The sequence below is a fragment of the Enterococcus sp. AAFC-DPL-5146 genome, assembly GCF_058216635.1.
On the sequence record NZ_CM177103.1, the window covers coordinates 1,946,276 to 1,961,795 of the forward strand.

The window sequence follows — 15,520 nt, forward strand, 5'->3', positions numbered from 1 at the left end:
AAACAAAAACGAGCGATTGACTAGTCAATCACTCGAATCTTTTACTTATAAAGTGGATATTTTTTTGTTAGCTCACTAACAGAGGCACGAACTTCTGAAAGTGCGCCTTCATTCTCATGTTCATTTAACGCTTTAACAATCAATTTTGCTACTTCTATACAATCATCTTCTAAAAATCCTCTAGTTGTGATTGCAGGAGTCCCAATTCGAATACCACTAGTTTTGAATGGGCTAAGTTGTTCAAACGGAATAGAATTTTTATTTGCCGTAATATTTACACTATCTAAAATGGCTTCTGCTTCTTTTCCATTTAAACCAAAACCACTTACATCAATCAATAATAAATGATTGTCTGTTGAACCACTCACTAAACGAGCTTCTGGTGTTTGATTAAATATTTTTGTCATTGCTTTTGCATTTTCAATCACTTGTTCGCTATATTCTTTAAAACTGATATCTAACGCTTCTTTAAAAGCAACTGCTTTACCAGCAATCACGTGTTCTAATGGTCCGCCCTGAATACCAGGGAAAATATTGCTATTGATTTTTTTAGCTAAGTCTTCGTCATTTGTTAAAATAAGTCCGCCTCGTGGACCGCGTAACGTTTTATGAGTTGTCGAAGTTGTGATATCTGCATACGGTACCGGATTAGGATGCAGACCTGCCGCTACAAGCCCTGCGATGTGAGCCATATCAACCATTAATTTGGCACCGACTTCATCTGCTATTTCACGGAATTTTTCAAAATCGATTATCCGTGAATAGGCACTTGCTCCTGCTACGATCAATTTTGGCTGATGTTCCCGAGCTAAAATACGTACAACATTGTAATCAATTACTTCAGTTGTTGGATCAACGCCATAGTTAACAAAATTATATGTTTTTCCACTAAAATTCACTGGTGAACCATGAGTTAAATGTCCTCCCGCAGACAAATCCATCCCCAAAACGGTATCACCTGGTTCAATCAATGATAGGTACGCTGCTGTATTTGCTTGAGAACCTGAATGTGGCTGAACGTTGGCAAATTTTGCACCGAATAATAATTTTGCACGATCAATCGCTAAATCCTCAACGATATCGATAAACTCGCAACCTCCATAATAACGTTTGCCAGGATATCCTTCTGCATACTTATTAGTTAGAATACTTCCTTGTGCTGCCATAACACCTTCTGAAACAACGTTCTCTGATGCAATTAGCTCCAAGTTGTTTTCTTGACGATCATTCTCTTTTGCAATTGCATCCCATAAATCAGGATCAAATGTTTTATAATCCATTAAACAAGCCTCCATTTCATTTGTTTGTACCGATTGTATCATACTTAAAAGTTCTCTACTCGAAAATAGAATCAATTTTTAAAATATTTTGATTAGCCGCTTTTTTTAGTCGATTCATGTAAGCGATTCCCAAGTCTATTTCTGGAAAAGCTTGTGCAAAAATAACATCAATGTTTTTTTCATCTAATGATCGAAGCCCTGCAAATAACAATTTTGTTGCTTGTTCTACTGAGTGCTCGCCAAATGAAAAAACTTCAGCTACTTCATTAGAAAATGCCTCAATTATTTGATTATCTGCAAATATGCCGATTCGCTTATTCCTATTTTTTGCCCATTTAATTGCTTTTTCAAAAACTTGTTGATCACCATCTATAATCCAAACAGGAACATCTGGAGAATAATGTTTGTATTTCATTCCAGGTGCTTTAGGGGCTTCTTCTTCGCTAACTAAGTGTTGATCGACTCTTACTTCTCCAACAACTTGTTCCAGTTGCTGTTTAGTGATTGCCCCTGGTCTTAAAATAACGGGAACACCGTCTTCAGCAGTCAAATCAAGTACAGTTGATTCTACACCAATTTGAGTTGGTCCGTCCTCTAAAATACCGGCGATTTTACCATGTAAGTCGTGATAGACGTGTTGAGGAGTTGTTGGACTTGGTTTCCCAGAAGTATTAGCACTGGGTCCTACCAAGGGCACTCTAGCTATGTTGATTAGGTCTAATGTTACTGCATTATTAGGCATACGAAAAGCAACCGTTTTTAATCCACCAGTGACTGTCGTTGAAAATGTATTTGGTTTCACTTTGAAAATCAGTGTTAGAGGTCCCGGCCAAAATGCATCTACTAACTTTTTAGTATGCACTGGAAAATCCGTTACAAATTCTTTGACCATCTCAAAATTACTAACATGGACAATTAGCGGATTGTCACTGGGGCGTCCTTTGACTGCGTAAACTTGTTTTACCGCTTGTGCATCTAAAGCATTTGCCCCAAGTCCATAAACTGTTTCAGTTGGAAAAGCAATCAGTTCTCCTTGTCGAATTAAAGCTGAAGCTTGATCGATTTCTTTTGAAGTAAATTTTTTTGTATCCATCTTCACTCCTCGTCTTTCTTTGGTGAAACAATCACCATGCGATCATTTCCTGATAGGTCTTTGGCAACTTCTACTTTTTTTTCTGGAAAAGCTTGTTGGAACAGCTCTTTTACCGCTACCCCTTGTTGAAAACCGATTTCTAAATAGATTTTACCATCTATGTTCAGTATATTTTTTGCCTCTTCAGCTAATTGTTGGTAAATAGCCAAACCGTCATTTTCAGAAAATAATGCTGTTTTCGGCTCAAAAGTCCTGACACTTTCATCCATCAAATCCCATTCTGTGTTACTGATATAGGGAGGATTAGAAATCAGGATATCGATTTTTTGATCTGTCATCGGCTTAAGTCCATCTCCATATACAAAACGAACATCTGCGTTTAATTGATCTGCATTTTTCGAGGCAACTTTCAATGCTTCCTTAGAAATATCAATTGCGGTTACTTGCCAGTTGGGTCTTGCTAATTTTAGACTAATGCCAATTGCACCAGTTCCTGTTCCAACATCCACGACATTCAATTGGGTGTTTGGATTTTCTTTCAAGCAGCGATCAACTAATTCTTCTGTCTCTGGTCTAGGAATCAAGGTATGTTCATTTACGTTAAAACGGTGTTCATAAAAATCGCTGTATCCCAATAAGTATTGAGGTGGGTAATTTTGAACAAGCTGCTGTAAATCTTCATTGATTTGCTGCTCTTCTTCTGGAGTTATTTCTTCTTTTAGATGAAGCAACCAATCTGTTTTACTCCAACCTTTTCTTTCCAAGAAAACAAAAAGAATACTGTAACCTTCTTTTCCCTGTTTTTCTAAAAAAGAAGAAGCCCGTTCAAGGACTTCAAAATAACGGTTACCCATTTTGCATCTCTTCTAATTTTGATGTTTGATCGTATAAGACTAAAGCATCAACGATTTCATCTAATTTTCCAGCTAGAATTTGATCCAACTTTTGTACAGTTAAACCAATACGGTGATCCGTTACACGGTTTTGCGGAAAATTATAGGTACGGATACGTTCCGAACGATCACCTGTACCGACAGCAGATTTACGGTTTGCATCATATTCACTTTGTGCTTCTTGCTGCATTTGATCATATACTCTTGCTCGTAAAATTTTCATGGCTTTTTCACGGTTTTTGATCTGTGAACGCTCATCTTGCATAGCTACAGCAATACCTGTTGGAATATGTGTCAAACGAACTGCGGAAGCTGTTTTATTGACATGCTGACCACCAGCGCCACTGGCATGATAGATATCTGTACGAATATCTTTATCTGCAAGATCTAGTTCTACTTCTTCGGCTTCTGGTAATACAACCACCGTTGCTGTTGAAGTATGGATACGACCTTGAGATTCAGTTGAAGGAACACGCTGTACACGGTGAGCACCGCTCTCATATTTTAATTTGGAGAAGACATTATCTCCTGAGATCATCATGATTACTTCTTTATATCCGCCAATTCCAGTGATACTTGCTTCCATCACGTCGGTTTTCCAGCCTTGGGATTCTGCATATTTTTGATACATACCGAATAAATCCCCTGCAAATAAAGCCGCTTCATCTCCACCAGCAGCACCACGGATTTCCATGATGATATTCTTGTCATCATTTGGATCTGTTGGTAACAATAAAATTTTAATTCGTTCTTCTAAAACTTCTTTTTCTTTCTTTAACTCAGAAAGTTCTTCTTTAGCCATTTCAGCCATTTCAGCATCTAATTTTTCGCCTAATAATTCTTCGGTGTCACTGATTCCTTCGACAACTGTTTTATATCGACGATAAACTTCTACCGTTTCACGCGTGTTGGCTTCTTCTTTAGATAATTCCATAAATCGTTTTGTATCACTAATAACTTCTGGATCACTTAGTAACTCACCAAGCTCCTCATAGCGATCTTCGATTGATTGTAACTGATCGTACATAGTTAGTTGCTCCTCTTTTTATTTAATTAAGTATTGTTTATTTTTCATTTTTGACTAGCTAATTATTTTATTCTTGTTCACCATCAATTGGTGGATGGAAATAATGTTTTCGACATACTGGATAATACGCTTCATTGCCCCCAATTTGAACTTGGGTTCCTTCGTAAACAGGCTGTCCATCGATATAATGTAAATTCATCGTGGCTTTCTTGTGACAGAACCAGCAAATTGTTTTTAATTCTTCTAATTTATCTGCATATAACATCAAGTATTTTGATCCTTCAAATAATTCATTACGAAAATCATTCTTCAAACCAAATGCCATTACAGGGATATTTAAGTCGTCCACCACTTTAGCAAATTCGATTACATGTTTTTTTTCTAGAAATTGTGATTCATCTACTAGAATACAATAAGGTTCATAATCTAAGTTTTGGATCAACTCATAAACATTTGTATCCTTAAAAATAGGTGTAGCTTCTCGTCTAAGGCCAATCCGGCTTGAAACGACACCAACGCCATCTCTAGTATCAAGTCCACTTGTCATAATAACAACAGGTTTATCCTGTTCTTCATAATTGTGAGCTACTTTTAATATCTCTATCGTTTTTCCACTATTCATCGCGCCATATTTAAAAAATAATTGTGCCATTCGTCTGTCGTCACCTTTCGTTTTGTCCCTCTCGTATTTTACTATATTTTCAATAAAAAAGCAGTATTTTTGAAAAATTGCTTTCCTAGTTTTAATGAACAAGTATTTTTTCACAAAAAAAAACCAATAGACAAACGCTAAGGTTTGGTCTATTGGTTTGATATCACTCGATTATTTTTGTGCCATTACAAAATTTGCGGCTTCTGATCCGGATTGACGACCAAAAATAATAATATCTGCTACAGCATTTCCGCCGATACGATTTGCTCCATGTAATCCACCAGTTAATTCACCAGCAGCATATAATCCTTTAATAGGTGAACCATCCTCTTTTAATACCTCTGTTTTAGTATTGATTTTCACACCACCCATTGTATGATGGATTCCAGGTGCGATTTTGATGGCATAAAAAGGGCCTTTTGATAAATCATTGTCCATACCAGTTTTACGGTTAAATTGCGCATCTGATTTTCCTTTTACATCCTTGTTCCACTGATCTATGGTTTCTTTTAATTTAGCTTCAGGCATCTCAATTTTTTTCGCAAGTTCTTCGATTGTATTTCCTTCAACAACAAATCCTTGTTCATCATAAAAATCGATAGCTTTAGCACGATCTCGGACACCTTGATCAAATACCAAGTAAGCTGATTTTTCTGGAAGTCCAGTGATTGCAGCAGAGACTTTATCACGAGTATCCATTTCATTAACAAAACGAACACCCTCTCTAGACGCCAGAATAGCTCCTTCTCCACGAACGACTTCACCAATCAAGAATGATTTATCTTGTTGTACTGTTGGATGAATTTGGATTTCTTTCATATCAACCGTTGCTCCGCCAAGTTTTTCAATCATTTTAATGCCGTCACCGGTTGTTCCTTCTTGATTTGTTGTGACGTAATCTTTTAATTTTGGATCATATTCTTCCAACATTTCTTTGTTGGCACCGAAGCCGCCAGTGGTAACAATAACTGCATCTGTTTTAATTTCTTTGGTTTCTTTATCGTTAAGTTTAACCTTAACACCATCTACTTGACCATCTGTTTCCATTAATTCTGTTACATTTGCATTTACAAAAAGTGGAATTTTCTCTTCTTTAACATTACGGACAAGCCCATCTACTAAATAACCGCCGATTGCTGAACCATCTGCTGGTCGATGGGTACGTTTTTCACTCATGCCGCCAGTAATCGTTAAGTTGCTAAGCTCGATACCTTTGCTATCTAACCAATCAATCGCGTTAGCTGAATGATCAACAAAAAACCTCAGTAGCGCTTTATCATTTGTCCCTTTTCCGCCTTTTAATGTTTCTTCAAAAAATTTATCATTGTTATCTGTGATACCTTCTTCTTTTTGAAACTTCGTTTGTGATGCGTTCATTCCAGATGAAGATTTAATTGTATTTCCACCAGCTACTGGCATTTTTTCTAGAATAACTGGATTCATTCCAGCTTCTTTTGCTTGCAGTGCCGCTGTCATTCCAGCTCCCCCTGCACCAATGATTACAATATCGTAGTTATCTTCTAATTCACTTAAATCAGTATAACCATTAGCTGATGCACCTGAAGTTACTTCAGTACTTTCTTTTGATTCTTTACTTTTCTTTGCTGTTTTTTCTTGATCACTTGCGCATCCAACTACCATTCCTAGAACTAAACTCAACGATAAAACACTCATGACTACTTTTTTCATTTTTTCCCCACCTCTTGCGAATTTTAACCACTATTCCCTTTACTTTTCCGTTTAAATCTAATCAAGTACTCAATAAATGTGAATTTAATCACATGATAAAACAAACGATAACTGCCATATAGAAAACATTTATATTATTCTATCTCTATTTAACGAAAAAAATTACACTATATTTCACAAATAGAAATCAACAGATACCTACTCCCTCCATTAAAGTAACATGTTCCATTTCATTTGTATTATATTCTTATTTTTTTTAATCAATTTCTTATTTTACCAAACAATTTATTCTTTGTTTGCCCATCTTTTATTTTCTGATATACTGGTTTTATTGATATTCAGGAGGTCCACTATGAGTCAAATACGATTTTTATGGCTAGCCCAACGAAACGGCAGACGTTTTATAGCCAAGAATTTATCATCTATTCAGATTATTGTTTCATATTATATTATTATGACTCTGATTTCTTATATACTATTTTGCTTACCATTCTTTCGAGAACCAGGTTCTCATGTGGGATTCATTGATATGTTGTTTATGGCTGTCAGCACTGTAAGTGTCACTGGTTTATCAACATTTGATATCAATTCTGTTTTTAATGATCGCGGCATCATTTTGATGGAAGTTCTTTTTCAAATTGGTGGATTAGGGATTATGATGATTTCTACAGCATTTATTATTTTATCTAAGCGACGAATTTCTTTAAAGCAACGGCAACTGATTATGACAGATATGAATCAGCCAAAGTTAAGCGGTATCGTTCGATTGATCCGTATTACCTTTACAATTATTTTATGGTTCCAAATAATTTTTGGCACATTTTTTTCCATTTATTTTTATTTTTCTGGTTATTTCAAAAGCTGGTCGAAAGCTATTTTTTATGGGTTTTATCAATCGATTTCTGCTGTTACGAACTCAGGATTTGATGTCACAGGTGATTCGATTATTCCTTTTGCTAATGACTATATCTTTTTGATTGCAATCATGTTTTTGATTTTTGTAGGTGGGATTGGTTTTCCTGTATTAATGGAAATTCGTGAATGGTTGTTTTTTAAAAAGAAAAAGAAAGGCTTACCCTTCCGCTTTTCATTATTTAGTAAAATTGCTTTGTTAGCCTTTGTGATTTTGTTTGTCGGTGGAACGATTCTAATCTATTTATTGGAAAAAGATCATTTATTCGTTGGCATGGATGAAGTACAGCGGTGGATTACATCTATGTTTTATTCTATGACGACGAGAAATGCAGGACTGCAAGTCAATGATCTAGGTGATTTTCAAATTACCACGCTGATTGTTTTTTCCTTATTGATGTTTATTGGCTGTAGCCCTAGTTCTGTTGGTGGCGGAATTCGGACAACAACAGTTGCAATCATTGGGTTATATTTGTACGCTTTTTTAAAAAGTGAAGACAAAATCAATGTTTTTGGCAGACGAATCGATGATGATGATGTGAAAAAATCAATCGTTGTCTTTATGCTTTCTTTGATTATGTGTTTCTTTGCAGTATTATTTCTAACTGCGACGGAAGATCATCCGCTAATCGCAATCATTGTTGAAGTTGCTTCAGCCTTTGGTACAACAGGTTTATCTTTAGGAATTACTTCTGATTTAACGACAGTGGGCAAATTGATGATTGCACTTTTAATGTTTATTGGGCGAATCGGTATGCTTTATACTTTGATGCTATTTGTACCAAAAGAAACCCGTGATATTGGTTATGAATATCCTTCTGAGAAAATTATTATTGGATAAAAAAAGGAATCAAAAAACAGTTTCAGCTGTTTTTGATTCCTTTTTTAATTTATATCAGTACATTCACAATTAAATAAAGCAAAAATAAACAGGAGATAACCCATAATGACAAAGAAAGTTCTTCTTTTTTTCCAGCAATCCATTTCGTTAATGGATACGCGACAAAACCAAAGGCCATTCCATCTGAAATATTCATGGTAAATGGAATTAAAACAATCATTAACATTGCAGGAAAATATTCACTAAAATCATCAAAATGCAGCGTTTTAATTTGCTGAATCATCAAAAATCCCGTAATAATGATTGCTGGAGCTAAAGCTGAATCTGGAATATATGATAAAAATGGCAAAGCTAGTAGAGCTAAAAAGAAACAAACACCGCTCGTAATTGAAGTAACGCCAGTCTTTCCACCTTCCTCAATCCCTGTAGCGCTTTCAGCCGCAGCAACTGTTGGGCTCGTTCCAAAAATACTTGATAATAACGTAATAAAACCCGTGACTCTATAAGCCCTTAAATATTTTTGTTCATCCGCTTCCGGCATCAACCCTTTTAATAATCCCATCGACTCAAAAATAAGGATCATTGACAATGCAAAAACACCTAGTAAAAAACTCTTGGAAAAGAATGAGCTGAAATCCAATTGGAAAAAAATATCAGAATAGTTACTTAATGTGCTAATCGAAAAATGTTCCGTAGGAGTAACCATCCCCATAAAATTAGCGACAAGAGTCACAACAACAATACCTATAAAAAAGCTGCCTTGAATCCCTTTTATAAATAAAAATACAGTCAAAATCAATGAAAACAAGGTAAGTAAAGTCAAAGTATTATTTAAAGATGCCAGTTGCAAAAAAGTATGTTCTCCCCGCAAAATCAAGTGCCCTTTTTCCAAACCAATCAATACTAGAAAAAAACCAATCCCAACAGTAATCCCTGTTTTTAAGGTTTCAGGAACAACTTCAGCAAATAATTTACTTAACTTTGTAAAGGCTACTAGTAAATAAATGACACCTGAACAAAAACTAACTGCAAGAGCTTGTTGCCAGGTCAGTCCCAATGAAAACACTAATGTATAAGTAAAAAATGAATTAACGCCCATTCCTGTAGTCAAGACAATCGGTGCATCTGCAACAAGTCCCATCAAAATCGATCCAATAATCGAAATAAAAATCGTCCCAAAAATGGTTAATTCTTTAGGCATCCCTGCCTCTGCTAATATAACGGTGTTTACCATGATGATATAGGAAATGGCGAAAAATGAGGTTGTTCCTGCAAGTATTTCTCGTTTTAACTCTTGTTTACTAAGCTTCTTTCTTGGAAACATCTAATTCCTCCTTATTAATTGAAAAGTTGTACAGATAATTGCTTTATTTTTATGTACACGTTTATTTTGCGTACTTTTTACTTAAATTCTAATACCGTAAGAATAACACATTGGAAACGCTTTTTGAAATTTTTGAAGAATTTTTTATTTTAAATAGACAAGTTTTACATCTAATGTAAGTTTTTTATAATATAGTAAGAAAAAGGAAAAGGAATTAATTTTTTTTTTTAATTGTGGTATTATAGGTTGAGTTTATTGTTGTGTTTAACAGCAATAATTGATGGAAATTGGAGGGCACTATATGGGAATCAGAAGTCAAGTAGCTATTATGGCTGGAAAATCTTCTCAATGGGTATTACAAACTTTTTTCAAAGGCGGTAGCAGCTACCCTGGAAAATTAGCATTAAAAATCGATCCGAAAATTTTAGATACGTTAGCTAAAGACTATGAAATCGTCGTTGTTACTGGAACCAATGGAAAGACATTAACAACGGCCTTAACTGTTAATATTTTAAGGCAAGAATTTGATCATGTATTGACAAATCCAACAGGCGCTAACATGGAGCAAGGAATTGTTTCAACATTTTTATCTGCTAAAAATAAAGGAGCAAAGAAAAAATTTGCTGTTTTAGAAATCGATGAAGCTAGCTTAAGCCGAGTTACAAAATATATTGAACCAAAATTATTTTTATTTACAAATATTTTTAGAGATCAAATGGATCGTTACGGTGAAATCTACACGACGTATAAATTAATTGTTGATGGCGCCTCTGCGGCTCCAAATGCACCTATTTTGTGTAATGGTGACTCACCTATTTTCAACTCAGTTGAAACCGTCAATCCAAGAAAATATTACGGTTTTAATCATCAACCCGATGAAGAACAAATGGCTCATTATAATACTGATGGATTACTTTGTCCGAAATGTCACCACATTTTACACTACAAAATGATTACTTATGCTAATCTTGGGAAATATTACTGTCCGAACTGTGGTTTCCATCGTCCTGAATTGGATATTCAATTAACAGAGATGGTTAAGATGGATAACACTTCTGCTGAGTTTGTGATTGATGGTTCAGAATATAGCATTGCCGTTGGTGGTATGTATAATGTCTACAATGCCTTGGCTGCCACAGCAGTTGCTGAGTATTATGGTGTGGCACCTGAAAAAATCAAAGCAGGATTAAGTTATGACGAAAAAGTCTTTGGACGTCAAGAAACCATCGATATTGATGGTAAACGCTGTACTTTAATTCTAGTAAAAAATCCTGTTGGACTTAATCAAGTAATTGATATGATGAAACTTGCTCCTTATTCGTTCTCTCTTGTTTCATTATTAAATGCTAATTACGCAGACGGGATAGATATCAGCTGGATCTGGGATGGCAATCATGAAGCTTTTGCTCAAATGGATATTCCTGAAGTAATTGCTGGTGGTGATCGCCATAAAGATATGGCTTTACGCTTAAAAGTAGCAGGTATTCCTGAAAATAATTTAAAAGAAATACCGAATCTTGATGATGTAATTACAGCAATCAAAGAAGTACCGACAGAGCATGTCTATATTTTAGCTACCTATACAGCGGTTTTACAATTACGTAAATCTTTAACTACACAAGGTTTTATTAATAACTAGCTTTTACAACCCTACCCCACCATGTCTTATCTAGCTGCATGGGCTAGTCTCTCGGAAAAAAGATAATTCCTAGAGGAGGCAAAAAACGCCTCATCTATGTTTTCCTATTTTTCTGTCGAGACTAACGAGCCTATCCCGCTTTTATTTTCTAGCTGCATGGGCTAGTCTCTCGGAAAAAAGATAATTCCTAGAGGAGGCAAAAAACGCCTCATCTATGTTTTCCTATTTTTCTGTCGAGACTAACGAGCCTATCCCGCTTTTATTTTCTAGCTGCATGGGCTAGCCTCTCGGAAAAAAGATAAATCCTAGAGGAGGCAAAAATCGCCTCATCTATGTTTTCCTATTTTTCTGTCGAGACTAACGAGCCCATTCCGCTTTTATATTAAGGAGGAATTTACAGTGCCTAAAGAATTAGTTGTATGTCATTTATATGGGAATTTGTTGAATACTTATGGCGATAACGGGAATTTGCTGATGTTAAAATATTTATCTGAAAAAATGAATGTCACATTCCGTTCTGAAATCGTCAGTATTTATGAACCCTTCGATCCAAATAAATATGATTTAGTTTTTGTTGGAGGCGGTCAAGATTTTGAACAGTTGATCATCTCAGATGATATTCAAACGAAAAAGGAAACATTAACTGAATACATTGAAAATGATGGTGTCATGTTAGCCATTTGTGGTGGTTTCCAATTATTAGGACATTATTATATGGGAGCTAAAGGTGAAAAAATCCATGGAATCGGCGCTTTGGATCATTATACTTTAAGCCAAGATAATAATCGTTACATCGGAGATATTGTGATTCATAATGAAGAATTCAATGAAACCTATTATGGTTTTGAAAATCATAATGGTCGCACTTTTCTAGGAAAAGGAGAACGTCCTTTAGGGAACGTTCTACAAGGTAAAGGGAATAACAGTGAAGATGGTTCTGAAGGTGTGATATACAAAAATGTCTTTGGCTCTTACTTTCACGGACCCATTCTTGCTCGTAACGAAAACCTTGGCATCCGCTTGATTAAAACAGCATTGGAGAAAAAATACAACGAACCATTTGAAGTGCCACAAGAAATGTTAGTTGTTGAATAAATAAAAAAAAGTGTTAGGATTAAAATCCCTAACACTTTTTATTTATGTTATGCCTCTACTCCAGGTTCTGAAGCAATAATTGTTAGCTCCCCTTCAACACGCCATTTAGCGATATCATTAGGTAAAATAAAGCTTGTTCCTTTAGTCAGCTCATAACTCTTAATTTGGATCGTTCCTTCATCTTCAATAACTAAATTACCTGCACCATCAATCACTGTGGCTAACGTATATGGCGCATTTTTCTTTAACTTCAATATACCTTTAACTTGCCATTCATACACATTAAAAAAGGGTGTTTTCAAATACGTAATAATACTTGATTGCCCTTGATTTTGCTGTTGGATGAATAGTTCAGCATCCTTAGCTGGGACTGTTGTCACATCAACCGATTGTTGAATATGCAGCTCTCTTGTTTGACCTTGATTATCTTTTCTATCATAATCGTACACACGATAGGTTGTATCACTGCTTTGTTGCGTTTCTAAAATCATGATTCCTTTACCTATAGCATGAATCGTTCCGCTTGGCACATAGAAAAAGTCACCTTTTTTTACAGGAACTTTCTTCAATAAATCGTCCCAACGCTCTTCTTTAATCATTGCTTCAAGCTCTTCACGACTTTTTGCATTATGACCATAAATAATGGTTGAACCTGGTTCAGCATCAATAATATACCAACACTCAGTCTTTCCAAGTTCACCTTCGTACGCTAAGCCATACTTATCATCTGGATGCACTTGTACAGATAAATCATCTTCTGCATCTAAAATTTTTGTCAATAAAGGAAACACATCTCCTTTAGCATTACCAAACAATTCACGGTGATTAGCCCAAAGTTCATCTAGCCTTTGACCAGAAAATTCACCATTTTCCACAGTGCTGACACCATGAGGATGAGCGCTGATCGCCCAGTCTTCACCAATCTTATTACTAGGTAAATCAAACCCGAAAACCGTGTGTAATCGGTCACCACCCCAAATTTTTTCTTGAAAAACTGGTTTTAAAAATAAAGGTTCCTGCATAGTTAGAGACTCCCTTCCATTTATACTCGTCAATTATACCACTAAAAAGAAAGCGATTCATCTATGTTTGTTATTTTTTCTTTCAAATAAATCTCAATCAATTCGTCTCTTTTTTTGATATACTCTGCTCTTTTATCAACAGGATGAACACGGTTAGAAAGAAAGATAAAACCTTCTTTATTTACAGGATCAATCAATAAAAAAGTACCTGTATAACCTGTATGAAATAACAATGGATTTCCTTTGATGTCTTTTTTCAAATCCCAACCTAGTGATCGATGACCTTTTCTATTAGGTGTTTGATCAATCATTAAAGATTGAATCGTAGCTTGTTCCAGAACTCTATTTGTCTCATACAAACCTTCATTTAAATACATTGTTACAAATTTTTTTATATCATTTAAATTAGTAAATAGTCCAGCATTCCCTGCATGTTCTGCTAAAACAAATGCTTTTGGATCATGTGTTTGACCTCGAATTAGCCCTCTTACAGGATGTATTTCAGTTGGAACGGTTTTGAAAGGATCTCTAGGTAAAAAGAGACTTTCTGACATGTCGAGCGGTTTTAGTACACGCTCTTTAAAAATCTCAATAACATTTTTTCCTAATAATTCTTCCAGCATAAATCCCAGTAGAATCGTTCCGGTATCCGTATAAGCAACCTGATTTCCCAAGTTTTCCCCAGATCTTACTTTGGAATATGCCTCTCGTAATTCTTCTTTTGCCAACTCATCTCGATTTTTAATATAGCTTTGAATATCAGATGTATGAGTCAAAAGATGCCGAATCGTTATTTTTTCATCTTCAAATGCTGGATAATACGTTTGGAATGGTGCATCAATATCTAAAATTTTAGTTTCCATCAATTGCAAAACAACAGTAGTGGTACAAATCACCTTAGTCAAAGACGCTACATCAAAAAGCAATGATGTATTCAGTGCTTCGACAGATGGTTGTATTTGAGCGTTTCCCCAAGTATAGTCTTCGTCTTTACTTTCAGTTATAAAAGAAAAACTGACGCCTGAGAAAACCCCTTCATTCATAAATTCGTTGATTTTTTTTCTTGTCTCTTTATATATCATTATTTTTTCCTCATCCAAGTTTTGCTTTATAATTTTTTGATTGATTTAATCCCTCACAAACCACCATTCGATTTCACTAGGATCATAAATAGTTAAAATTTTTAATTTCTTATCAACAAAAAATTCTTGTTCATTTTTTTCTAGATGTTTTTTTAGTTTCTTCATCTCTTCCTCATGATCTAATGTCAAAACGAAAAAATCGACACCTAGTGATTCTTCACTATCTATTTTTTCCTCAGAAGATTTTACCCAATCATCTAAATGAAGCAAAAAACGGCCATCGTTCATCGATAATTTATCTAATGTTTTTTCTTCTGAGACCATCCCCAAAACATTTTGATAAAAATAATGATGTTCATCTTTGTCTTCAACACTTAGCTTAATTTGATCAAAGCGAACACCTGCTGAAAGACCTGAATACAAAATCTTACTTTGATTTATTAGCGCATCTATATCCAATAACTCAGTTTTTGCTTCATTCTGATCAGTATTCCCTTCTTGATAACTGATCGCAAGCTCATTACCTTCAGGATCTTTTAAAAAGATACTTTGCCGGTTTCCTTTTTTTACTGATTTTTTTATTGGGTAGTTATGATCAGTTATTCTTCTTAACACACTACAAAACTCTTCTTCAGTTGGCATTAATAAGGAAAAACAGAGCGCTTTTTCAAGAGACGTTGTTGGTCCTTCCTTAATGTTCGTTTCTTCTAATATTAACAGTCGACTATCTTTTTCTTGCGAACCGAATATCGATAAGTTATTTTCTTCTAACTTTAAAATAAAGCCTAATACATTCTTATAGAAGTTAACCATTATCTCCACATCGTTCACACGAAGCGCAATCGTCTTCACATATACATCTTGCGATAATTGAAACTTTTCCATCCGTCTTCCCCCTCCGAATGCCTTACTCTATTTATTCTAAACATCTCTAGTAATTTCGGCAAGCAAATGCTCTTTTCAAAAAAACA

General features: G+C 35.1%; 13 protein-coding genes. 3 read left to right on the forward strand and 10 right to left on the reverse strand.

Annotated elements, in window-relative coordinates; translation table 11 throughout:
* Positions 1-41 precede the first annotated feature (41 nt).
* The 6 genes from glyA to AC4BB2_RS08940 all read right to left on the reverse strand — a co-directional run bounded on the left by glyA (position 42) and on the right by AC4BB2_RS08940 (position 6,634).
* The gene (gene glyA / locus AC4BB2_RS08915) at positions 42-1,280 is read right to left on the reverse strand and encodes a serine hydroxymethyltransferase (RefSeq protein ID WP_490472587.1); all 1,239 of its coding nucleotides are present in this window, start codon (positions 1,278-1,280) and stop codon (positions 42-44) included.
* Between the two features lie 55 nt (positions 1,281-1,335).
* The gene (locus AC4BB2_RS08920; protein ID WP_490472588.1) at positions 1,336-2,373 is read right to left on the reverse strand and encodes an L-threonylcarbamoyladenylate synthase; all 1,038 of its coding nucleotides are present in this window, start codon (positions 2,371-2,373) and stop codon (positions 1,336-1,338) included.
* 2 nt (positions 2,374-2,375) lie between these two features.
* The gene (gene prmC, locus AC4BB2_RS08925) at positions 2,376-3,227 is read right to left on the reverse strand and encodes a peptide chain release factor N(5)-glutamine methyltransferase (protein WP_490472589.1); all 852 of its coding nucleotides are present in this window, start codon (positions 3,225-3,227) and stop codon (positions 2,376-2,378) included.
* Positions 3,220-4,293: a peptide chain release factor 1 gene (gene prfA / locus AC4BB2_RS08930; protein ID WP_490472590.1), complete on the reverse strand. Its 1,074-nt coding sequence runs from the start codon at positions 4,291-4,293 to the stop codon at positions 3,220-3,222. The genes prmC and prfA overlap by 8 nt, the downstream gene beginning before the upstream one ends.
* A gap of 67 nt (positions 4,294-4,360) precedes the next feature.
* Complete coding sequence (locus AC4BB2_RS08935; RefSeq protein WP_490472591.1) at positions 4,361-4,945, reverse strand: thymidine kinase; 585 nt, start codon at positions 4,943-4,945, stop codon at positions 4,361-4,363.
* 171 nt (positions 4,946-5,116) lie between these two features.
* On the reverse strand, positions 5,117-6,634 hold the full coding sequence (locus tag AC4BB2_RS08940; protein ID WP_490472592.1) for a flavocytochrome c: 1,518 nt from the start codon (positions 6,632-6,634) through the stop codon (positions 5,117-5,119).
* Positions 6,635-6,986: 352 nt separating this feature from the next.
* On the opposite strand from AC4BB2_RS08940, the gene AC4BB2_RS08945 reads away from it, so the two are divergent.
* Complete coding sequence (locus AC4BB2_RS08945; protein ID WP_490472593.1) at positions 6,987-8,387, forward strand: TrkH family potassium uptake protein; 1,401 nt, start codon at positions 6,987-6,989, stop codon at positions 8,385-8,387.
* 49 nt (positions 8,388-8,436) lie between these two features.
* On the opposite strand, the gene AC4BB2_RS08950 is transcribed toward AC4BB2_RS08945, so the two are convergent.
* A complete protein-coding gene (locus AC4BB2_RS08950) occupies positions 8,437-9,711 on the reverse strand; it encodes an NCS2 family permease (protein WP_490472594.1) in 1,275 nt (424 codons plus the stop codon).
* Positions 9,712-10,012: 301 nt separating this feature from the next.
* Between AC4BB2_RS08950 and AC4BB2_RS08955 the strand changes: the two genes are divergently transcribed.
* The gene (locus AC4BB2_RS08955) at positions 10,013-11,350 is read left to right on the forward strand and encodes a MurT ligase domain-containing protein (RefSeq protein WP_490472595.1); all 1,338 of its coding nucleotides are present in this window, start codon (positions 10,013-10,015) and stop codon (positions 11,348-11,350) included.
* A gap of 399 nt (positions 11,351-11,749) precedes the next feature.
* Positions 11,750-12,445 (forward strand): type 1 glutamine amidotransferase, encoded by a 696-nt coding sequence (locus AC4BB2_RS08960; protein ID WP_490472596.1) that lies wholly within the window; start codon positions 11,750-11,752, stop codon positions 12,443-12,445.
* A gap of 47 nt (positions 12,446-12,492) precedes the next feature.
* Here the strand turns inward: AC4BB2_RS08960 and manA are convergent, their stop codons facing one another.
* The 3 genes from manA to AC4BB2_RS08975 are packed head-to-tail and all read right to left on the reverse strand — an operon-like array spanning position 12,493 to position 15,434.
* Positions 12,493-13,467 carry a mannose-6-phosphate isomerase, class I gene (gene manA / locus AC4BB2_RS08965; RefSeq protein WP_490472597.1) on the reverse strand — a complete coding sequence of 325 codons (975 nt, stop codon included), beginning with the start codon at positions 13,465-13,467 and terminating at the stop codon, positions 12,493-12,495.
* A 41-nt stretch (positions 13,468-13,508) separates the two neighbouring features.
* Complete coding sequence (locus tag AC4BB2_RS08970; RefSeq protein WP_490474686.1) at positions 13,509-14,546, reverse strand: serine hydrolase domain-containing protein; 1,038 nt, start codon at positions 14,544-14,546, stop codon at positions 13,509-13,511.
* Between the two features lie 48 nt (positions 14,547-14,594).
* A complete protein-coding gene (locus AC4BB2_RS08975) occupies positions 14,595-15,434 on the reverse strand; it encodes a VOC family protein (RefSeq protein ID WP_490472598.1) in 840 nt (279 codons plus the stop codon).
* Positions 15,435-15,520 lie beyond the last annotated feature (86 nt).